This window comes from Wolbachia endosymbiont (group A) of Apoderus coryli (genome assembly GCF_947251615.1).
Taxonomy (GTDB): domain Bacteria; phylum Pseudomonadota; class Alphaproteobacteria; order Rickettsiales; family Anaplasmataceae; genus Wolbachia.
The window spans coordinates 1,457,616-1,478,436 of the sequence record NZ_OX366367.1 but is presented as its reverse complement, the minus strand read 5'-3'; the positions used below and the strand labels follow the sequence as shown (position 1 = coordinate 1,478,436).

Sequence of the window (20,821 nt, the reverse complement as noted above, 5' to 3'; positions counted from 1 at the left end):
TACTTATCTACCTCTCTCCAATCTTTCTAGGTCCTCATCTTTAATTAATTTTAGTATTCCTTCTATTTGATCCATTATTACCTCCATTTTTTTGTAATAATAGCTCTTTACATCCTTTCAGCACCACTTTCAACACTTATGGGGGAGAAGGGTGACTTTCTCTCCTTAGATAACCTCTAGCTATACGCAACAACTTTACTTTCAACAATTTTATTAGCAATAATACGACTTTCACAATCAATATTTATTATATCAGATAGTGAATTAATATCAGTATAACTATCAAAACTTTCCATTGTTGATTCCACTACCTCTACTATTTTTAAAAAGCCGATTCGTGACTTCAAAAATTCATTAACAGCTATTTCATTTGCAGCATTGAGCACAATACTGTTTGTTTGTGGAGCAGAAGAGTTTAACACTGCCATGCTAAGCTTTAGCGCAGGGAAATGCTTATGGTCTGGCTCTTGAAAGGTCAATTTTCCTTGCTTTGTTAGGTCTAGTTTATAATTTAAAGCTGATCTTTCTGGCCAAGATAGAGCATATGAAATAGGAATTGCCATGTCAGTCTCTGCAAGCACAGCAAAGTTGAAACCATCCTTATAAACTACGATTCCATGTACTATTGACTCAGGATGCACTACTGCTTCAATTTTATTCGGGCTGATATTAAACAAGTTATGTGCTTCTATTATCTCTAGTGCCTTATTCATCATTGTTGCGCTATCAACCGAGATTTTCTTTCCCATATTCCAAGTGGGGTGACTAAGCGCCTTATCTACCATGACATTTCTTAATTGCTCAAGACTATAATTTAAGAATGGTCCACCAGAAGCAGTAAGTATGATCTTTTCTACGCATTTGTCGTCATTTTGCAAAATTTGAAAAATTGCATTGTGCTCAGAGTCGATAGGGATTATTTGTACGTTTTTTTCTTTAGCTTTTTTGAGTAATAACTTTCCACCGCAAACAATGCTTTCTTTGTTTGCCAATGCAATGACTTTGGTACCGCTTTCTATAACCTCCATGACTGGCTTAAGGCCTGCAATGCCAACTATTGCAACAACTGAGAGATCAACAGGTATGGTAGCAATATTTGTAGCGCCAATTGCTATTTTTGCATCTGTACCAAGTAGACTTTCTTTTAAATCTTTGTAAAACCTTTCATCGGAGATAGCAACGTATTTTGCATTCAGCAGTTTTGCTTGGTGTGCCAGTAGAGCAAAGTCTGAATGGGCACTTAGTGCTTCCACTTGGTATTCTTCTTTTCTCTTTGAGAGCAAATCTACAGTCTTTTTTCCAATGCTTCCTGTTGATCCTAAAACTGAAACCTTTTTCACTAAGACAAACTCATAACAATAGCAACTTTTCTTATTAGGCCTTCTTGCATACTATTCAGCAGTTTTTAAGCGTTTAACCAAGTTCATGCCCGTGGTCATCGCCAACAGATGGTGAAGGACCAGGTGAAAAAGATTGACCATGGTGATCACCTGCATCATGCATGTCTTGCAAACCATCAGCATTATGAGCCATTTCATTATTGGCATGAGGGTAATCATCTGAGTGAGGTCCCTCATCACCATGAGCCATATCCATTCCTTCTGATGGCATATCTTCCCCACCTCCACCTGAAAAATGTTCTGCAAGGCTTTCAAGAAATTTTATACCAAACATATTACCTGATTTTCCAAATAACGTTACCAAACTACTACCACTCACCAAACCTTCAAACACATTATTATAAGCAGCAATCGCCCCTTCATGAAAGTTGAACAACCATTTCATTCCATCCACGACTGTTGAAACAGAGTCACTATGACCAAGACCAAAACCACTTTTCTCACCAGCAGCCTCTTGGTGTTGCTGCTGCGCTTGCCATTCTGCAATATTTGGACCTTGAGCTTCACTCATAAATTTTTACTCTCAACCTTAAGCTATTATTTTATCACAAATATTGCAAAATATCAATAGAGCTTTTGAATATAGCTAATACAAACAACTTCTGCCACCTTATATAGGATCCAGTTTGAAAAAAATCTGAATTCCAATGTCTGCTACCTTTTACAAAGTTAAAACTTAAAAATATGACTGTTAGCAACAGTGTATATATCTTTAGCTATATATAACGAATGAATTTCTTTATATATTCGTTATTAGTATTTTGTATTTCCTGAACAGTTCCATGGGAAATGATCTCCCCTTCATATAACACTGCTATTTTATCAGCTATTTTAAATGCGCTATGAATATCATGTGTAATCGTGATAATTGTAGGGTTAAGATCTCTAGATAATTTTATTATTATCTCGTTTACTATATCTGACATAATTGGGTCCAATCCTGAAGTTGGCTCATCTAATATGATGATTTCTGGATTGTGTGCAATCGCCCTTGCAAGTGCTACTCTTTTCTTCATTCCGCCTGATAGCTCTATTGGAAACATATCTGCTATGTTTTCTTCCAATCCAACGTCATTTAACTTTTCGATTGCTAATAACTTTGCTTCTTTTTTGTTGATATTAAAGCGTTTTTTATAATTAAAAGATATATTTTCCCATACTGTAACATAGTCAAATAAAGCGGAATTTTGAAATAAAACCCCAAATTTATTTTTGTTTTTACTGTATATTTTTATAGACCCTGAATCTGGTGCCAGCAAGCCGATAATTGTTTTTGTTAATACAGATTTACCACTTCCTGAGCCGCCAAGTATAACTAATGATTCTCCTTTCAGTATGTCAAAATTTAGGTCGTTTAATATCGTGTTATCGTTAAAAGACAAGTTTAAATTTGATATTGATATTATGGGGCTATGCATAGATTAAAGTAATCATGTAGTTTGTTAAAATGATCAATATGGACGATAAAACAACGGTTGATGTTGTAGCTACTCCAACCCCTCGAGCTCCTTCTTGACAATGGTAACCGTAATAGCAGCTTGAGATAGAAATTATAGTGCTAAACGCAGTTGCTTTTGCTAGCCCAGTGATAAAATCATACGTGTTAAAAAATTGAGCTGTATATTTAATATATATGTTTAAATTGTGGTGAAATTCGAAGACTGCAGTGATACATCCTCCAAATATTCCTATTAGATCTGCACATATTGTAAGTATTGGAAATACTATAACTGATGCTAAAATCCTTGGCACAATTAAATATTTGAAAGGGTTGATGTCCAAGGTTGTAAGGGCATCTATTTGCTCAGTGATACGCATTGTGCCAATTTCTGCTGCAATTGATGATCCAACCTTTCCTACCATTATTAAGCTGATCAAAACTGGTCCTAACTCTTTAATGATAGTGATCGTAACAAGTTTGGGTATTATCTGCTCTTGGTTAATTAATGGGTCACTCAAGCTGCTTTGTAAAACTATTGCCGCTCCTATGAAAACTCCAGCGAGCCCAACAATTGGCAGAGAGAAAAAGCCTATCTCTATAATTTGTCTTGCTACGTTGCTAAAATAATATGGTGGTACGAAGCAGTGGTATAGAGATTGAATAAAAAACATGAATGCACTACCAAGCCTTAATAAAAAATTGATAAAGCACCTACCAATTATTCTAATACTATTTATATCAAAAAAGCTCACTTTGCATTTGTCTTAGCTAAAAATTAGTTTTACTGATTTTATTAAAATTTCTGTTAACTTCATCGCAAAGTATAGCTGAGATATGTTTTAAGTTCAATATACTTCGATTAAAATGCTTCAGCTTGAAACTTACAGGGGTTAATTGCATAAGCAAACCTTACTTATTTTACTATCGCTGTTTACTTTCTGTAAAAAACATGTTACTAATAAATTGTAGAATTTTCAATAGATAACGGAGGAAGTTTTGGCAGTTCCAAAAAGAAAAAAGTCAAAGTCAAGGCGTAATATGCATCGTTCTCATCATGCTATTGAGCCTAAGAATATTGTGGTATGCACGACAACTGGGGAATTCATGTTGCCTCACAATGTAGCAGTTGATGGCAGTTACAAAGGAAAACGGGTTTTTATTAAACAACAGGCAGAATAACTGTTATGGTATGTTACCTACAGTCAACAATAATATAATCATTGCACTTGATGCCATGGGAGGTGACTTCGCACCTCTTTCTGTGATTCAAGGTGCTGGTTTTTTTTTAGATAACCTTGTTGACCCAGGCACTAAAGTTTTTTTTCACATTTATGGAGATCAGAAAGAAGTATCTCCTTTACTTTCGAAATACAAAAAGGTAGGTGATAATTCTGAGTTTACCCACTGCTCTGACAATGTTCTTGCAAATGATAAGCCATCTTTTGCGCTGAGACATCGTAAAGACTCAAGTATGAAAGCTGCAATTGTTGCAGTGAAAGAAGGTAAAGCTTTCGGAGTGGTATCTTCAGGCAACACCGGAGCATTGATGGCAATTTCCAGATTTATTTTAGGAGCATTACCAAGTATTTATCGTCCTGCTATTGTATCCATCTGTCCAACTAAGACAAAAAGCTTTGCTTTACTTGACCTTGGTGCAAATGTTGATTGTAATGCTGATTCATTATTCCAATTTGCATTAATGGGAAGCATATTTGCGAAAATTGTGCTTAAAATTGATAATCCTGAAGTTGCTTTGCTCAATATTGGTACAGAGGAAGTGAAAGGTAATGACTCAGTGCGCGGCGCTTTTGAGTTGCTTAAAAATGCATCAAGCTCCATTAATTTCAAAGGTTATATTGAGGCAAGTGAATTTTTGGAAGGTAATATAGACGTGATTGTTGCAGATGGATTTGTTGGCAATGTGATGCTTAAAACAGCTGAGGCAACCGCTAGTACTTTTTTAGGTCTAATAAAAAATGAACTATCTAATTCTTGGATACTTGGTATGTTATTAAGATCTAAATTAAAAAAAGCATTAACGCGTTTTAATCCTAAAATTAGAAGTGGAGCTATGTTTTTAGGGTTGAACGGCATCGTCATAAAAAGTCATGGAAATTCTGATGCTGTTTCTTTTGCCCATGCTATAAAATTTGCAGTAAATGCAATTAGTGAAAATTTAAATCAAAAGATAATTAACGGGGTAAGTCATATTGAATAAAAGTTTCATATTAAGCACTGGATCTTACCTACCAAAAAAAATGTTGAGTAACAACGAAATTGCATCGATAGTTGAGACAAGCGATGAATGGATAAGGCAGAGAACAGGAATAGCTCAAAGGCATATAGCAGATGAAGGAGAATTAACGTCAGATCTAGCTGTAAATGCAGCAAAAAATGCTATAGAAAAAGCTAAAATTTCAGTGGATGAAATTGACTTGATTATAGTTGCAACAACAACGCCTGATAAAACTTTGCCTAGCTGTGCAACGATTGTACAAAGTAAGTTAAAATGTAAAAATGCATTTTCTTTTGATGTACAAGCAGCATGCTCTGGTTTTATATATGCAGTTACAGTTGCTGATTCGCTCATAAAATCTAACAATAGAATTAAATATGCGCTCGTTATTGGTGCTGAAATAATGTCTAGGATTGTTGACTGGGAAGATAGGTCAACTTGTGTACTCTTTGGTGATGGTGCTGGTGCAGTGATAATAAAATCGGAAATGGGTAGCAGCGGCATCATATCAACAAACTTACACTCTGATGGCAATGTGGACATACTATGTACGAACGGAGGGATATCCTCAACTGGTGATTCTGGAAAAATATGCATGAATGGAAGAGAAGTGTTTAAACATGCAGTGGATAAGTTAGCAGCCTTAATAGAGGAAACTCTGAAATGCAATAATTTGAAAATTACTGATATTGACTGGCTAATTCCCCATCAAGCAAATATTCGTATTATTGAAGCAGTAGTAAAGAAGTTAGATTTCCCTATAGAGAAAGTGATTAATACCGTTGATAAGCATGCAAACACCTCAGCAGCGTCAATTCCACTGGCCTTAGACTATGCAATACAAGAATCAAAAATAAAATCAGGAAATCTGGTACTGTTGATTTCAATAGGCGCAGGCCTGACCTGGGGTTCCGTGTTGCTGCACTATTAGACTTCCTGCATTACCTCCTGTCACCCAAGTAGCTATACTTGTAGAACATCACAGATTGCACCCATAGGGCACAGCCCTTACTATTACCCACAAATCTATAAATAATAAAGATGAAGGCTTTTATTTTATTAATTCGACTTTTTACTATAAAAAAAACTATAGTCTAAAAATGGAAATATATGGTAAAAAGAAATTTAAGCACCTCAATTGGTGAATGGGCAGAAAGTGAATTTGGAATTGTTAATTTTGGTGATAAAAGATTAAGTAAAAGGCTTTTAAAAATAGTTAATAGTTTTGCTGAATCGCCTGAACATTCAATAAATCAAGCTTGTGAAGATTGGCATCAAAGTAAAGCAGCTTATAGATTTTTCCAAAACGATGCCATTTCTGAAAGAAAGATATTAGACAGTCATATAATTAAAACTGTTGAAAGAGCTAAAGAATACTCAACTATCTTAGCTATTCAAGACACGAGTTATATTTCATATAAAAATCATAAAAAGACCGAAGGATTAGGGATTATAGCAGCAAGATTAACATCTAAAACAACTAATTTTAAAACCCATGATGCATACAACGTTTGCAGTTACAACAGAAGATAGGATTATTGGATCAAAAAATTAGTACTAGACCTTCCTTAGCTGAAGACCTAAAGGAGTTGAAAAGAAGAAGCCATAATACTGCTCCACTTAAAGACTCTACTAAACATCCTGGATTAAAGGATGTTAAGGTAGTTACCGTTTGTGATAGAGAAGCAGATATTTATGATTTATTTGAAGTTGCTTCCACTAATCAATCTCTTTTTGTAGTAAGAGGAAATCAAAACAGAACAGTAAACAAGAAGTCGACTTATTCTGAAAAAGGTGGTAAAAGATTGTGGGATTTGATGAATCGCATGTCTTGTCAAGGAGAAATTCAAGTCTGCTCGCGATAATAAACCTCAAAGAACAGCAGTTTTAGAAGTAAAGTTTAGTAACTTTGTGATAAATGCATCAAAAAATAACGCTAGACGTAAAACCCAGAAACTTCCTAATTTAAATTTAAATGCTGTCTATGTTATAGAAAAATATCCCCCATTTGGCGAAGAGCCTATGAACTGGATTTTATTGACAAATATAAATATTAATAATTTTGAAGAAGCAGTAGAAAAAATACAATGGTATTGCTTAAGATGGAGAATAGAGGTTTTTCATAAAATTTTGAAATCCGGTCTTAAAGTTGAAGAATGTAGGCTCCAAACAGCAGATAGATTAATCCGCTTTCTTACAATTATGAGTATAATTGCATGGAGAATATTCTTTATCACATTGGTAGCTAGCAAACCTTTCTTGTACTGTCATACTGACTGATGATGAATGGAAGGTTTTGTATACCAAAATGCTTAAGACAAAAAACTATCCTGTGACCCCACCACCTATAAGAGAAACCGTGAGGTGGGTGGCCAAATTAGGAGGGTTCTTAGCCCGCAAAAATGACTTAGCTATAGCTCTGTGGAAGGGATGGAAACGTCTCTTTGATTTAGCAGAAGGATGAAGACTTGCTCATGAATTCTATACTTGTGGGTAATAGTAAGGGCACAGCCCAGTCGTCTAAGTGAGGAAAGTCACCTCTCCCCACCATAAGTGTTGAAAGTGGTGCTGAAAGGATGTAAAGAGCTATTATTACAAAAAAATGGAGGTAATAATGGATCAAATAGAAGGAATACTAAAATTAATTAAAGATGAGGACCTAGAAAGATTGGAGAGAGGTAGATAAGTAAACTATTGGGCAAAATTATATTTAAGGGTCTAATGAAGCTAATATTAATGGGGCAGAAAACAATGACCTTACCCAGAAAAAGTGGAGAGAAAGTTGGTACGTTTTTATAATAAAAAAATGTTTTTATAGAGAGGTGCAATATGTCAAATGGAAGAGAATATACAGCAGAGTTGAAAGAAGAAGCTGTAAAACTTTTTAAAGAAAGAGGAGAAACAATTTCGAAAGTAGCAAAAGATCTAGGTATAAGCTCTAACGTATTAGGTAAGTGGATAAAAAAATATAACGAAAAGAAGTCAGTAGCAAATGCTTTTCCAGGTAGGGGTAATGTAGCTCCTTACGACAAAGAAAGATTTGATTTAAAGAAAGAGTTAGCAAGAGTAACAAGAGAGAGAGACATTTTAAAAAAAGCCCTGGGCAGTCAAAAAGAGTAAAATATTTTTTTATAAAAGAACATAGCAGCTGCTATAAAGTACGGGAATTATGTAGGATTTTGAATGTATCTGCTAGTGGCTACTATAAGTGGGCTGCGAGGGAAATAAGCAATAGAGAATTAGCAAATAAAAGCAGATATTCAAAAAAAGCTTCTAAATGTAGATATGGAGCTCGTAAAATTCATGCTGAATTAAAGGCTTTGGGTAAAAGTTGCAACTTGAAAACAGTGCAAAGTATCATGCAGAAAAATGGTATTCAGGCTATATTGAGAAGAAAATTTAAAATTAAGAAACAACAAACGGACAGTAGAGTCGTAATATTAGACCAAAACTTTATTGTCGATCAACCAAATAAAGTATGGGATTACTTATATAAAAACCAAGGAAGGATGGCTATATTTGGCAGCAGTAATCGACCTATACTCACATATGGTGATTGGCTGGTCAATGAGTAGTTCAATGAATAAACAATTGGTCATGGACTCTGTATTAATGGCCGTTAATAAACGTAAACCTGCCAAAAACCTACTGTTACATAGTGATCAAGGTTCACAATATACTTCACAAGGTTATCAATATCTCTTAGCCATAAAGAATATAAATGAGCCATAAAGGTTGTTGTTACGACAATTCTGTTGTAGAAAAGTTCTCTAAAAAGGGAGTTACCAATAGACACTTCTAAGCACTCTAAACAGCATATTAAAACTGCTATATTTGAATATATAGAAATTTTTTATAACAAACAACGTCACTATTAACTATTGCATCCCTGAACATTTTGATTCATCATTCTTTTTATAAAAAAACATTCTCAACTTTCTCTCCACTTTTTCTGGGTAAGGTCAGAACGCCACTAACTTCCTCCATCCCAGGTTGATTTTAAATTGTCCGGAATGCTGTATTATTTAAAATCCTAACATTTAACTCTTTTTTTGATAAACTTGTTTATTTGCTGTTTATTAAAATTTTCACTTCAAAATTTAACCTCACCAAAAGTATAAGAAGCCTGTCCAATGAAAAATTTGCAGTCCTTAACCTTCTATAGCTAACCCAAGAAAGGTTTCCCTACGTCATACCGCCGCGGTATCTCAGCATAGATTCCGCTAACAAGTAGCGGAATGACGAATTTGTTGTTTTTCAAATTATCGGTAAACCTAAGTCACTTTAGCTATAAAATTATAAGTTATTGATATTTTTGCTCTTTTTTATCCTTAATCCAGAATTCGGATTAGTAGGGTGTCATCCAATTCTCGGTGGTAAATTAAGAAGGGTCTGCAATAACGAATGTAGCTAGGGATATAGTTGTTCTATTTTCCAATCGCTTCCCTCAACAAGGGTGTATCTAAATCTAATATGCTTCCTATATTCACCTTCTTGCCAAAATTCAATTACTTTTGGGATTACGCAAAATCCCACCCAAAAGTCAGGACGAGAAACTTGTATATTGTAGAATTCTTTTTCCTTCAATTTTATAGCTTGCTCAAAATCTTGCCAATCTTTCAGAATGCTCGATTGTTTTGAGCACCATGCGCTAATTTGACTATCGCGCGCTCGAGAAGAGAAGTATTTGTCAGTTCTTTCATCGTTTAGAAGTTTAACCTCTCCTTCAATTCGTACTTGCCTAGCAAATTCTATCCAATGAAACACTAACGCAGCTTTGGGGTTCTCAGTCAATTCTTTCCCTTTTTTACTGTTTACGTTAGTGAAAAACACAAAACCTTCTTTGCTATATTCCTTTAGTAATACCACTCTTGCAGATGGAATGCAGTCTTTGCTACAAGTTGCTAGCGTCATCGCAGTTGGTTGTTTACACGGAGAATTAAGTACTGCTTTATACCACTTTGAAAACAAATCAAACGGATCTTTTTCAGGTGAAAATATCATATCAAAAAATAAAATCTTAATTCTGGCACGCATTGCAAAAATAAGTGCTACGGCCATTTTGTCGTATAAGTGTTATGATATTGTTGCAGATCTTGCAAGGTTTTTGAACTTTACCATATACGTAAAAGTTATTTTGAAAGTATCCAGCAGATCCAGATGGCTGTGCATAATCTTTCAGTGTTGAACCGCCTGCAGCAATTGCATCACTCAGAGTATTTTTTACTTCAGTAGCAAGTTTTTCGCACTCTCTATAGGTCAAGTCTTTTGCTGACCTGAGTGGTGATATGCGGGCTCTAAACAAGCTCTCAGAAGCATATATGTTGCCTACGCCAACTATTAATTTATTGTCCATTAATGCTGATTTGATATTTGCTTTTTTGTTTTTCAGCAACTCCTGTAAATAGTCTCCACTGAATTCATCTGTGAGGGGCTCTATTCCGAAATCATCAAAAAAATTTACTTCTTGTTCTTTATTTAAGACAATGACTACTCCAAATCTTCTTGGATCATTAAAGATTATTGAAGTATTATCAGAAAATAAAAATACCACATGATCATGTTTATTCTTCACTTGATCGTGGTCAGCATATATAAGCTTTCCACTCATGCCAAGATGTATGATTACAGCCATACTACCATCTGTATTCCAGATCGTATACTTACCTCTACGCTTGATGTTGCGTATGACTTTGCCCTTTAGCATATCATCAATATTTTTTGTTATTGGGGCACGTAAATTCCAATTATTAACTATAACATTACTAATTTGCTTGTTTTTAATTTTATCAAGCAAGAAGTTAGAGATTACTTCCACTTCCGGTAGTTCTGGCATCTTGTCTACTCTGTTGCTGCTTTTTTCTTTTCAAAATATTTTGCTTTAAAGCTTTCGCTAATCTTTTTTTCTCCTCTTCTTTTTCCTTATTCTTTTTTATATTATTCATTATCATTATATATAAATCCTGCCGTTATAGCTCAGGTGGTAGAGTACGTCATTGGTAATGACGAGGTCCCAAGTTCGAGTCTTGGTAACGGCACACTGATTACACTTATAATATTGTATAACTTGTAAGCAAGGCTTAGAAGAAAGTTACAGAGGTAAGTTGTCATGCTTTTTCCATATCCTTTCTACTTTCTTGTTTTTGAGTAGCTCTAATGCTTTACAAAAGTGATGCCTTGTTTTACTTGGCACTATAATGTCATCAATGTATCCATATGATGCAGCAAAAAATGGATTAGCAAATTTTTCTTTATACTCTTTAATCAGTGTTTGCTGATCTTTTTCGTATCGAAATATAATCTCAACTGCACTTTCAGGGCCCATCACAGCTATTTCAGCAGTTGGCCAGGCATAATTTATATCACCTTTTAGATGTTTTGAATTCATAACAATGTATGCACCACCATACGCTTTTCTAGTGATAAGGCTAATTTTCGGCACGGTCGCTTCAGCGTAAGCGTAAAGCAGTTTCGCTCCGTGTTGTATTATATTATTGTATTCTTGATTTGTACCCGGCAGAAATCCTGGAACATCAATAAGTGTGATGATCGGAATGTTAAATGCGTCACAAAACCTTACAAACCTTGCAGCTTTTCTTGAAGAATCAATATCCAAACATCCTGCAAGGTGCATAGGTTGATTTGCAACAATACCAACAGTATTTCCTCCAATTCTACCAAAACCAATTATGATATTACGAGCAAAATCAGGTTTTAGTTCAAAAAATTTCCTTCCATCACACACTTTTTCGATAAGTTCGTACATATCGTAAGGAGTATTGGGATTGATTGGAATTAGAGTGTTTAAGGATTCATCAATCTCATTAACATCATTACAGGTTGGTACAGATTTCGGTAGTTCTTGATTATTTGCTGGTAAAAAGGTAAGGAATTCACGCATTTTGAGTAGCATCTCAACATCATTATTGAATGCAAAATCTGCCACTCCTGTTTTGCTTGTATGAATTTTTGCTCCACCGAGGTCTTCGAAGCTTACATCTTCGTAGGTAACCTTTTTTACTACATCTGGTCCGGTTATAAACATGTATGAACTATTTTTCACCATGAAAGTAAAGTCAGTTAATGCTGGGGAATAAACAGCCCCTCCTGCACATGGACCCATAATTAAAGAAATTTGTGGTATAACACCCGATGCATTTACGTTCCTTTGAAAGATTTCTCCATAACCAGCAAGGGAATTTACTCCCTCCTGAATTCTGGCTCCACCAGAGTCATTTAGTCCAATGACCGGAACTCTGGCATTAATTGCCATATCCATAATTTTGCATATTTTTTTTGCATGTGACGCACCAAGTGATCCACCAAAGACAGTAAAATCTTGAGAGTAAACAAAAACTTTTTTGCCATAAATAGTACCATGACCGATTACGACCCCGTCACCTAAAAAATTAGCATTCTGCATGCCAAAATCAGCTGCGTGATGCTTCACGAATTTATCGTATTCTTCGAACGAATTTTCATCAAGCAATATACTGAGTCTTTCTCTAGCAGTTAATTTCCCTTTTTCATGTTGTTTGGTAATCCTGTCAGAACCGCCTCCTTTTTCAGCTTCTAGTGCTTTGGTTTTTAGATTTTCTAGTATTTTAAAGTCTTGCATACAATAAAGTAGTTTTCAAATTAGGTGTAGACTTTATTAAGTTTACAAACCCTATTAACTATATACATACACTATTGCTATATGCAACAGTGTATGTGTATCGTAATCATTAAAACTTTTTCAACCTAGACTTTGGCCACTACTCTGTAAACTTTCGACATTACTCTGAAGCTGCTGGACATTAGCATCGTCTATAGAAGAAAGAGGAGATTTATTTTGCACAAAACTTTTAGCAACTTCAACAACCTTGCTTATACGAGGTTCTTTTTCTAGCTCTTTAAGGTACTTTAAGAATATTTCACAACTTTTGTCATCCATATGTACCATTATTTTACCAAAACTCTCAGCTTTTTCAGAAGATAAAATCATTTCAATTTTTTCACTATCACTCACTTTAAAGGTCATTTTTACTTTGCCTTTCATATCGCAATATTGTCCATTTTGTATTCGGATTACATCATTTCCAATCTTTAATGCACCATATTCTAAATCCTTAAATTCCGGGAAGTTCATAAATTTTGCAGGAGTGATAACGCTTTTCTCTGGACATTTTACGCAATAAAATGCATTATCTCTTTTTACTTTAACATCTTCTTTGTCACCATTTTCGATGCTATCACTTACAATTTGTTTTAGGGTTGACAAGTGACTTTTGCGGTTTTGCAGTATATCGCCTTGCAGCTTCTTCGAAGCTTCTTCGCTCACATTATTACCTTTTGAAACCAGATCGGACATTTCTGACCAAAGAGGCATTAGTTTGCTTCTTCCAATCTTAGTAACGTTTGCATCTTTATTCATGAGGCGGTCTAAAACCAGTATCGAATAATCTATTATTGATAGCTCTTCTCTGTCCCATCTTTTGAATACATCAATATGATACGACACACTAAACATGACCTTGTTCTTTTTTGCGTCTTCTATGAGTTTTTGAAATCTCTTTGCTAAGTTTTCTATGGCTTCATCATTAGGTAGGCGTCCCGATTTGTTATATGATGTAAAAGTGTGCGCCGTGGTACGCATTAAGAAATACTTAGCGGAGCTAAGCGGGGTTCAGAATAAATGGCCTCGAGGTGAACAACTAACTTTAACCCGAAAGGGAAGGAGGACAAGAGCATGTATGTAAAGCGAGAGTTATCTGAAGATGTGTAAGATAACGGCTTGCAACACCTGATCAATATGGTTAAAGCTAAACTGCTTGAATTCTAATCTTCAGGGGTGGGACTTCACATCCATGGGTATCGCATTTAAAACCCCATGTCTACGGTAAGCACAGATTAAACTTTCGTTTGTGTGACATTCTGGCTGTAGAACGATAAGTAGTGAACTTATTTAAGAGGATGAATGGAAAACCTAAGTTGATCTAGAACAGTTCTTAGTGACGGAACATGGGATGACCTAAGGAACGCGAGTTCTATGGTTACGGAGTCATCGTAGTAGTCGTGAAAGTAACGAATCACCGGGGAGTGTGGGAAAGCCACATACAGGGCAAAGGGTGACAGATAATTGAATGTTGAAATTGGGAGGTACGCAAGATGCGGAAAGCTGAAACAATACTTAACATTATACGTGAACGTGGACAAAGAAATTTGCCGGTTAAAAACGTATATCGCCTACTTTATCAGAGTGATCTTTACCTTCGAGCGTATGGCAAACTTTGTCGTAATAAAGGTGCTATGACAGAAGGTGTGACAACTGAAACAGTTGATGGTATGTCTTTGGAGAAAATCGATAAAATCATAGAGGATTTACGCTATGAGCGATATCGGTGGACACCAGTAAAACGTATCTATATTTTAAAGAAGAGTGGTAAACGCAGGCCGTTAGGGTTGCCAACATGGTCAAATAAGTTACTTCAAGAAGTAATCCGATTAATATTGGAAGCCTACTATGAGCCTAAATTTAGTGAATGTTCACATGGATTTCGACCAAAGCGTGGATGCCACACTGCATTAAGAGCAGTAATGCAAAAAGGCAGAGGTACAAAATGGTTTATAGAGGGAGATCTCAGTGCATGTTATGACTCAATTGATCATACTATGTTGTTGAAAATACTGAGTGAAAGCTTCCAAGATAACCGTTTTATTCAGCTAATCAATCGACTGCTAAAAGCAGGATATATGGAAAATTGGAAGTACAATAAGAGTCATAGTGGGGTACCACAAGGTTCTATTATTGGTCCAATTCTGAGTAACATATTACTCGATCGGTTAGATAAACATGTGGAGCATATACTAATACCAGCAAATAACCGAGGTAAGCGAAGAAGGACAAATCCAAAATATTTAAGGTTAACCATGCAAGTATCGATGATGAGAAAACAAGGGAACTGGGATCAAGCAAAACAACTGCGTCAATTAGTGCAGGGTATGCCATCTAAGGATTCTTGCGATCTAAATTATCGACGTCTTTGGTATGTTAGGTATGCTGATGATTTTCTGGTAGGGTTTGCAGGACCAAAGAATGAAGCTGAACAAATTAAGAATGAGATTGCTGGGTTTCTCAATGAGGAGCTCAAACTTATGCTTAATGAAGATAAAACGTTTATTACACATGCGTGTGATAGCAAAGCCAATTTTTTGGGTTATGAAATACATGTTTTGCATGCAGATGACAAACATGATCATCGGACACAACGATGTATTAACGGTAGTATTGGGTTACGTGTACCACATCATATAAAGCAGAAAAAGTGTTCTGAATATATGCGTTGTGGTAAACCGATACATTTACCTCAACGTACAATTGATACAGCTTACAGTATTGTTGCTCAGTATCAAACTGAATATCGAGGAATTGTACAATACTATAAAATGGCCTACAACCTTCACACACTAAGTTATCTGAAATATGTGATGGAAGTATCATTAGTAAAGACTTTAGCATCTAAATACAAAACAACTTGCAGGAAAATTTATAGAAAATTTGGTGCGACGATTGAAAACGATGAAGGTGAAAAACGAAAAGTCATCCAAATCAGAGTAGATCGTTTACCATCAAAGATACCATTAATTACACACTTTGGTGCTGTGTCGCTAAAATGGAATAAATGGGTAAGCATAAGTGATAACCTTATACCAATATGGAATAAGCGTAGTGAAATAGAGCAAAGACTATTGGCACAAACTTGTGAATTATGTAAATCACAAGAGCAGATTGAAGTACATCACGTACGTAAACTTGCTGATTTGCTAGGTAAACGTAATACTGAACTACCGGAATGGAAAAAGAGAATGATTGAACGACAGAGGAAAACTCTTGTTGTTTGTCATGAATGCCATAAGAAAATCCAATATGGAAAATATGATGGTGACTCCTTAAAACGTTAGATTATTGGAGAGCCACGTGATACGGAAACGATCATGCGTGGTTCGGAGAGGGGTTGTTGGAAAAGTACTTAACAAGTAACTCGCTGGCTGCCCACTCTACATCATATATTTCACGCAATGTATTTGAGATATTTTTTTCCATATGTTGATTAACATGTCCATATATTGTTGTGCTTGTAAAGCTATTTATCTCTTCCGAACACTCTGTATCTTCATGTATATGATTTTGTTGCTTTAGTTTTTCTCTATCTACACTCTCTATTTGCTCTAACACTTGCATAACTACCTCCTATTTTACATAATGAAATAAAAAATTCTAACTACAGTATGCTTATATAATCTACAAAGTCAATAGTTAAATTGAAAAGTTTCGGTTATAATTTACTTCATATAGAACATGCCCTTGAATTATGCTAAAAATCGCTATAGTAGGCCTACCAAATGCTGGTAAATCAACTCTTTTTAATAGATTGGTGGGAAGAAAAGCAGCGGTGGTCAGCAATATTCCAGGGGTTACACGAGATAGAAGAGAAGGAATAGGCAGAATTAGCGATTTAGAGTTTAAAGTTATAGATACAGGAGGATGGAACGACCAAACTAGTTTTTCACTGCAAGTTATTGAGCAAATAGAATTTTCTTTATTGAGTGCAGATGTCATTTTCTTTCTTGTTGACGCAAAAGTGCAAAATGAGCAAAACAAAGAACTTGCAAAGTGGCTGAAGAGAAAAATGAATAAATCTGTAATCCTCATAGCAAATAAATGCGAGAGTCATAAGTCTGAAAATGTTGATTATTTGCAGTTTTTTGATTTTATAGGCCCGGTATACATCTCTGCCGAACATAATCTTGGTATGGTTGATCTTTATGATGCACTAGCTGGTGTTATTGAAGATTTAAATGAGGACACTGAACTACTTGAAAATGAATCCAGCAGACTTAGAATTGCAATCATCGGTCGTCCAAATGTCGGAAAATCAACTTTTTTAAACAGCTTGCTTACAGAAAACAGAGTAATAGTGAATTCAGAGCCAGGCACAACACGTGATTCTTTAGATATTGTATACGATCATAATGGAAAGCTAATTACTCTCATCGATACCGCAGGAATCCGCAGAAAGGCTAATGTTACAGATAAATTAGAATCAAGATTTGTTGAGAAAAGCTTAGAATCAATAAAGCGCTCTCATGTGGTAGTTTTAATGCTAGACTCCCTACTTGGTATTGAGCAGCAGGATTTATCAATTGGTGAAGCTGCAATCAAAGGAGGAAAGGGGATTATCGTTGTTTTAAATAAGTGGGATTTAATAAATAAAGATGACAGAAGTAAATTAATAAAATTTGTCAAACAACAGGAAGTGACTCGGTTATTCTTGGGAGTGCCAACTATAACAATTTCTGCGTTAAAAGGTATGCGCTGCGGTGATGTGGTAGATAAGTGTCTTGAAGTGAGTGAATCTTTGAACAAGAAAGTCAGCACTGCAAAACTGAATAAGTGGCTAATTGAAGCTTTAGATAGGCACTCTCACCCGCTTGTAAAAGGCAAAGCAGTTAAAATGAAGTATATCGCTCAAATTGGTACTAAACCTCCAGCTTTTTCTTTGATATGTAACATACCTGAAAGTGTTGATGAAAGTTACAAACGCTATTTAATTAATGATCTTAGAAAAAATTTCTTTGCTGAAGGCGTGCCAGTCAGATTACTTTTGAAAAAAAATAAAAATCCCTATGCAAAATGAATACTCTGCTTTATACTTTCAGGGATAATTTACTTAAAGTTATGTGTAATAACTCCAGAATTCCTACAGTCTTTCTGCTATCAAGTGCTTTTGCTCTAATTTTTGCATATGTGCTAGAATATTTTTTCAACATGCTGCCATGCAAGTTATGTACATACGAGCGAATAGTTTACTATATCGCTGGATTACTTGCAGTAGCGTGCATGCTTAAAAACAACAAAATTCTAATCTATGCAATGTTTTGCAGTTATCTCGTAGGTGCAATAATATCTTTTTACCATGTAGGCCTTGAACTTCATTGGTTTCATGACATTTTAGGATGCACAGAGCAAGTAAGTAGTAACGCTAGTGTAGAAGAGTTAAGAAATAATCTGTTAAACCCTAATTACTCTCCATCTTGTGACAGACCTCATTACGTTCTAGGTGTTTCCCTAGCAACATGGAATCTAATTTATCTCATAGTAGCTCTGTTCGTATCAGGTAAAGTGTATTGTGGAGAAAGAAAGAAATCTAAATAATTTAAGGTACAGCAACAATCGGTTCTTGCAACAAGCAATTAGAGTAAATCATGCTGGAGAATATGGAGCTATTTGCATTTATTCTGGTCAAAAATTTATTCTTAAAAAATCTTCTATAATCAATGAAATAATTGAAATGGAAGAGCAGGAAAAAAAGCATTTTCACTATTTTAATGAGAAAATCAAGGAGCAAAAAGTTCGTCCTACTGTTTTGTTGCCAGTTTGGCGTGTGTTAGGAATGTCGCTTGGCGTTGCAACTGCCATTATGGGCAAAAAAGCTGCTATGGCTTGCACTGCTGCAGTTGAAGAAGTTATAGGGGAGCACTACAGAGAGCAAGTTTCACATTTAGAAGATGGAGAATTAAAAGAAACTATAAGTAAATTTCGTGACGAGGAGTTAGAGCACAGAGATATTGCAATTCAGCACAATGCTGAAAGCGCATTTGGCTACAACATTTTATCTTCATTCATAAAAACAGGCTGCAAAGCTGCTATTTACTTGTCCAAGTTAATTTAACTAAGCAGCTTTCTTAAAGTGTGTTTAATGTTCTGATGACAACAGAAACCAGGAAGAAATTCAAGTGTAACAGTTACTTTATAACTATATTTACATATCACCATTATTAATAAATAATTAGTATTTGTAAATTAACTACATCCAGAGTATAGATTACTAAAGAGGGATAAAAGTGCGTTTTAATTTAGAACCAGGAGATACTGCTTGTGATGGTAGAAGTAAGCTCGTAGCTGTCAAAATAAATAACGAAGAAAGAATTAACTTACCTTTCACATCTTACATTTTCGATAAGGATCATTTTGTCATATCTAACTTTAGACACAATCCGATGAACGGCGTACTAACCAATTTATCTCAAGGACTACAATTAAAGCTAGAAAAAGCAGGAGATGATTATTGACCTTACCCAGATGGTATGATACTTAGTCAATTAAATAAGCAGATGATCTTAGCTACAAAAATATTTTTTACCTCATTTGTTTTTGGATTTATTCTTTTTCCCTATTTTATAAAGCTTCTAAAAAAAATAAGTAAAGATGGGCAACCAATTAGATCATGTGGACCAGAAAGTCATTTAATAACAAAAAAGAATGTACCACCTATGGGCGGAATAATAATACTGATTTCTTCTTTATTACCAATTTTACTCTGGGCTCAGTTAACACCAGAAATCTTGCTGCTGATATTGACAACTCTATTTTTTGCTCTACTTGGATTTATTGATGATTATTTAAAATTGAAGACAAATCACTATCGAGGTTTAAGTGCAAAAACCAAAATACTTATTCAGTTTATTGTTGCTCTGGTTGGTGTGTTTATACTTAAGCTATACTCTGCTGAAGGTTTTACAAAAACGTCCCTATTTAAAGGAGTAATAATTGATTTTGGCTATCTATATGTCCCATTCGCTGCGTTTGTAATTGTCGGCTCTTCTAATGCTGTGAATCTCACAGATGGTTTGGATGGCCTTGCTGCAACTCAAGTCATCACTTCCTTTGCTTTTTTGGGGCTAATTGCATACATAACTCAAGCAGATATGAATATTACTTTATTCTGCATTGCATTTATAGGAGCTATTCTAAGTTTTTTGTGGTTTAACACACATCCAGCAAAAATATTTATGGGTGATGTTGGTAGCTTGTCGGTAGGCGCAGCTTTAGGGTTAATTAGTGTCCTAATTAAAAGAGAAATGCTTTTTGCCGTTATTGGAATAATCTTTGTAATAGAGACTCTATCTGTAATTATTCAGATATCATATTTTAAATATACAAAGTTTAAATATGGAGAAGGAAAAAGAGTTTTTCTTATGGCACCAATACATCATCACTTTGAGAAGAAGGGATGGTCAGAAAATGTAATCGTTATGAAATTTTGGATAATTTCTATTATCTGTTCAGTTTTTACTATAACTTTCTTATTATAAAAACCTATGAAATACCCAGACTTTACATTAGAAAATAAATTATCAGGAGTGATAGCAGGAGTGGATGAAGTTGGAAGAGGTCCGCTAGCTGGTCCAGTAATATCCGCAGCCGTAGTGTTTATTGATAGAAATACAATTATTGATGGAATCAACGACTCGAAAAAGTTGACTCCTCAATGTAGGCAAGTCCTATATGAAAAAATAACATCCGTTGCAAAATTTGGTATAGGAATGGCAAGCGTAGAAGAAATAAATTCATACAATATCTTGCAAGCAACAAAACTTTCAATGAAACGTGCGTTAATAGACTTGGACCTAGAATTAGATTATGTGCTAGTTGATGGTAATCAACCACCTGAAGTGAAATGGCAAGTGAAATCCATAGTAAATGGTGATAATTTGAGTACATCAATTGCAGCAGCTTCAATCGTTGCAAAAGTTACGAGAGATCGGCTTATGCAAGAATTGCACAATAAGCATCCTGAATATAATTGGTATAAAAATAAAGGATATGGGACAAAAGAGCACCTTAACGCTATTGGCCTTTATGGAATTACAGAACACCATAGAAAAAATTTTGCACCCATATCTCGGGCATTATAGCCT

The 20,821-nt window shown here is 35.1% G+C and carries 20 protein-coding genes, 1 tRNA gene and 2 pseudogenes; 13 read left to right on the top strand and 10 right to left on the bottom strand.

Annotated features, from left to right (window positions below):
- Positions 1–176: 176 nt before the first annotated feature.
- The 4 genes from dxr to OPR43_RS07740 all read right to left on the bottom strand — a co-directional run bounded on the left by dxr (position 177) and on the right by OPR43_RS07740 (position 3,593).
- Entirely contained in the window at positions 177–1,340 is a 1,164-nt protein-coding gene (gene dxr / locus OPR43_RS07755; protein WP_265034768.1) for a 1-deoxy-D-xylulose-5-phosphate reductoisomerase, read from the bottom strand.
- A gap of 73 nt (positions 1,341–1,413) precedes the next feature.
- Positions 1,414–1,911: a hypothetical protein gene (locus OPR43_RS07750; protein WP_265034767.1), complete on the bottom strand. Its 498-nt coding sequence runs from the start codon at positions 1,909–1,911 to the stop codon at positions 1,414–1,416.
- 205 nt (positions 1,912–2,116) lie between these two features.
- Positions 2,117–2,818, bottom strand: coding sequence for an ABC transporter ATP-binding protein (locus OPR43_RS07745; RefSeq protein WP_265034765.1), 702 nt, complete (start codon positions 2,816–2,818; stop codon positions 2,117–2,119).
- The gene (locus OPR43_RS07740; protein ID WP_265034764.1) at positions 2,811–3,593 is read right to left on the bottom strand and encodes an MlaE family ABC transporter permease; all 783 of its coding nucleotides are present in this window, start codon (positions 3,591–3,593) and stop codon (positions 2,811–2,813) included. The genes OPR43_RS07745 and OPR43_RS07740 overlap by 8 nt, the downstream gene beginning before the upstream one ends.
- Positions 3,594–3,837: 244 nt before the next feature.
- On the opposite strand from OPR43_RS07740, the gene rpmF reads away from it, so the two are divergent.
- From rpmF to OPR43_RS08575, 5 genes and pseudogenes are all read left to right on the top strand, one after another.
- Entirely contained in the window at positions 3,838–4,020 is a 183-nt protein-coding gene (rpmF, locus tag OPR43_RS07735; protein WP_265034762.1) for a 50S ribosomal protein L32, read from the top strand.
- Between the two features lie 10 nt (positions 4,021–4,030).
- Positions 4,031–5,059, top strand: coding sequence for a phosphate acyltransferase PlsX (gene plsX, locus OPR43_RS07730; protein WP_265034760.1), 1,029 nt, complete (start codon positions 4,031–4,033; stop codon positions 5,057–5,059).
- Positions 5,052–6,008, top strand: a complete 957-nt coding sequence (locus OPR43_RS07725) for a beta-ketoacyl-ACP synthase III (RefSeq protein WP_265034758.1) — start codon at positions 5,052–5,054, stop codon at positions 6,006–6,008. Before plsX ends, OPR43_RS07725 begins: the two co-directional genes overlap by 8 nt.
- 179 nt (positions 6,009–6,187) lie before the next feature.
- A pseudogene (locus OPR43_RS07720) lies at positions 6,188–7,541 on the top strand (IS4 family transposase).
- Positions 7,542–7,906: 365 nt separating this feature from the next.
- Positions 7,907–8,998, top strand: a pseudogene (locus tag OPR43_RS08575) (IS3 family transposase).
- A gap of 489 nt (positions 8,999–9,487) precedes the next feature.
- On the opposite strand, the gene pdxH reads toward OPR43_RS08575, so the two are convergent.
- Genes pdxH through OPR43_RS07690 form a run of 3 tightly spaced genes read right to left on the bottom strand, consistent with a single transcriptional unit; the run spans position 9,488 to position 11,028 of the window.
- Positions 9,488–10,081, bottom strand: coding sequence for a pyridoxamine 5'-phosphate oxidase (gene pdxH / locus OPR43_RS07700; protein ID WP_265026668.1), 594 nt, complete (start codon positions 10,079–10,081; stop codon positions 9,488–9,490).
- Between the two features lie 16 nt (positions 10,082–10,097).
- Entirely contained in the window at positions 10,098–10,913 is an 816-nt protein-coding gene (gene mutM / locus OPR43_RS07695) for a bifunctional DNA-formamidopyrimidine glycosylase/DNA-(apurinic or apyrimidinic site) lyase (protein ID WP_265026126.1), read from the bottom strand.
- The gene (locus OPR43_RS07690) at positions 10,879–11,028 is read right to left on the bottom strand and encodes a hypothetical protein (RefSeq protein WP_265034754.1); all 150 of its coding nucleotides are present in this window, start codon (positions 11,026–11,028) and stop codon (positions 10,879–10,881) included. Before OPR43_RS07690 ends, mutM begins: the two co-directional genes overlap by 35 nt.
- 14 nt (positions 11,029–11,042) lie before the next feature.
- Here OPR43_RS07690 and OPR43_RS07685 point away from each other — a divergent pair.
- Positions 11,043–11,115, top strand: a tRNA-Thr gene (locus OPR43_RS07685).
- A gap of 53 nt (positions 11,116–11,168) precedes the next feature.
- On the opposite strand, the gene OPR43_RS07680 is transcribed toward OPR43_RS07685, so the two are convergent.
- On the bottom strand, positions 11,169–12,695 hold the full coding sequence (locus OPR43_RS07680) for an acyl-CoA carboxylase subunit beta (RefSeq protein WP_265034753.1): 1,527 nt from the start codon (positions 12,693–12,695) through the stop codon (positions 11,169–11,171).
- A 120-nt stretch (positions 12,696–12,815) separates the two neighbouring features.
- Entirely contained in the window at positions 12,816–13,715 is a 900-nt protein-coding gene (locus tag OPR43_RS07675; RefSeq protein ID WP_265034751.1) for a hypothetical protein, read from the bottom strand.
- 512 nt (positions 13,716–14,227) lie between these two features.
- Between OPR43_RS07675 and OPR43_RS07670 the strand changes: the two genes are divergently transcribed.
- The gene (locus tag OPR43_RS07670) at positions 14,228–16,021 is read left to right on the top strand and encodes a reverse transcriptase/maturase family protein (protein WP_265034303.1); all 1,794 of its coding nucleotides are present in this window, start codon (positions 14,228–14,230) and stop codon (positions 16,019–16,021) included.
- A gap of 31 nt (positions 16,022–16,052) precedes the next feature.
- On the opposite strand, the gene OPR43_RS07665 is transcribed toward OPR43_RS07670, so the two are convergent.
- Positions 16,053–16,301 carry a hypothetical protein gene (locus OPR43_RS07665; RefSeq protein WP_265034749.1) on the bottom strand — a complete coding sequence of 83 codons (249 nt, stop codon included), beginning with the start codon at positions 16,299–16,301 and terminating at the stop codon, positions 16,053–16,055.
- A 130-nt stretch (positions 16,302–16,431) separates the two neighbouring features.
- On the opposite strand from OPR43_RS07665, the gene der reads away from it, so the two are divergent.
- The 6 genes from der to OPR43_RS07635 all read left to right on the top strand — a co-directional run bounded on the left by der (position 16,432) and on the right by OPR43_RS07635 (position 20,818).
- On the top strand, positions 16,432–17,757 hold the full coding sequence (gene der / locus OPR43_RS07660; protein WP_265034747.1) for a ribosome biogenesis GTPase Der: 1,326 nt from the start codon (positions 16,432–16,434) through the stop codon (positions 17,755–17,757).
- Positions 17,754–18,275, top strand: coding sequence for a disulfide bond formation protein B (locus OPR43_RS07655; protein ID WP_320157464.1), 522 nt, complete (start codon positions 17,754–17,756; stop codon positions 18,273–18,275). Before der ends, OPR43_RS07655 begins: the two co-directional genes overlap by 4 nt.
- A complete protein-coding gene (locus tag OPR43_RS07650; protein WP_265026130.1) occupies positions 18,250–18,792 on the top strand; it encodes a demethoxyubiquinone hydroxylase family protein in 543 nt (180 codons plus the stop codon). The genes OPR43_RS07655 and OPR43_RS07650 overlap by 26 nt, the downstream gene beginning before the upstream one ends.
- Positions 18,793–18,964: 172 nt before the next feature.
- On the top strand, positions 18,965–19,192 hold the full coding sequence (locus tag OPR43_RS07645) for a hypothetical protein (protein WP_264705335.1): 228 nt from the start codon (positions 18,965–18,967) through the stop codon (positions 19,190–19,192).
- A gap of 42 nt (positions 19,193–19,234) precedes the next feature.
- Positions 19,235–20,215, top strand: a complete 981-nt coding sequence (gene mraY / locus OPR43_RS07640; RefSeq protein ID WP_265035711.1) for a phospho-N-acetylmuramoyl-pentapeptide-transferase — start codon at positions 19,235–19,237, stop codon at positions 20,213–20,215.
- A 6-nt stretch (positions 20,216–20,221) separates the two neighbouring features.
- A complete protein-coding gene (locus OPR43_RS07635) occupies positions 20,222–20,818 on the top strand; it encodes a ribonuclease HII (RefSeq protein WP_010082329.1) in 597 nt (198 codons plus the stop codon).
- Positions 20,819–20,821: the final 3 nt, after the last annotated feature.

Coding starts and splice junctions, on each gene's coding strand:
- OPR43_RS07750 (WP_265034767.1), bottom strand. CDS start 1,911: ATGAGTGAAGCTCAAGGTCCAAATATTGCAGAATGGCAAGCGCAGCAG.
- OPR43_RS07745 (WP_265034765.1), bottom strand. CDS start 2,818: ATGCATAGCCCCATAATATCAATATCAAATTTAAACTTGTCTTTTAAC.
- plsX (WP_265034760.1), top strand. CDS start 4,031: ATGTTACCTACAGTCAACAATAATATAATCATTGCACTTGATGCCATG.
- pdxH (WP_265026668.1), bottom strand. CDS start 10,081: ATGATATTTTCACCTGAAAAAGATCCGTTTGATTTGTTTTCAAAGTGG.
- mutM (WP_265026126.1), bottom strand. CDS start 10,913: ATGCCAGAACTACCGGAAGTGGAAGTAATCTCTAACTTCTTGCTTGAT.
- OPR43_RS07690 (WP_265034754.1), bottom strand. CDS start 11,028: ATGATAATGAATAATATAAAAAAGAATAAGGAAAAAGAAGAGGAGAAA.
- OPR43_RS07680 (WP_265034753.1), bottom strand. CDS start 12,695: ATGCAAGACTTTAAAATACTAGAAAATCTAAAAACCAAAGCACTAGAA.
- OPR43_RS07675 (WP_265034751.1), bottom strand. CDS start 13,715: ATGCGTACCACGGCGCACACTTTTACATCATATAACAAATCGGGACGC.
- OPR43_RS07670 (WP_265034303.1), top strand. CDS start 14,228: ATGCGGAAAGCTGAAACAATACTTAACATTATACGTGAACGTGGACAA.
- OPR43_RS07665 (WP_265034749.1), bottom strand. CDS start 16,301: ATGCAAGTGTTAGAGCAAATAGAGAGTGTAGATAGAGAAAAACTAAAG.
- der (WP_265034747.1), top strand. CDS start 16,432: ATGCTAAAAATCGCTATAGTAGGCCTACCAAATGCTGGTAAATCAACT.
- OPR43_RS07655 (WP_320157464.1), top strand. CDS start 17,754: ATGAATACTCTGCTTTATACTTTCAGGGATAATTTACTTAAAGTTATG.
- mraY (WP_265035711.1), top strand. CDS start 19,235: ATGATCTTAGCTACAAAAATATTTTTTACCTCATTTGTTTTTGGATTT.
- OPR43_RS07635 (WP_010082329.1), top strand. CDS start 20,222: ATGAAATACCCAGACTTTACATTAGAAAATAAATTATCAGGAGTGATA.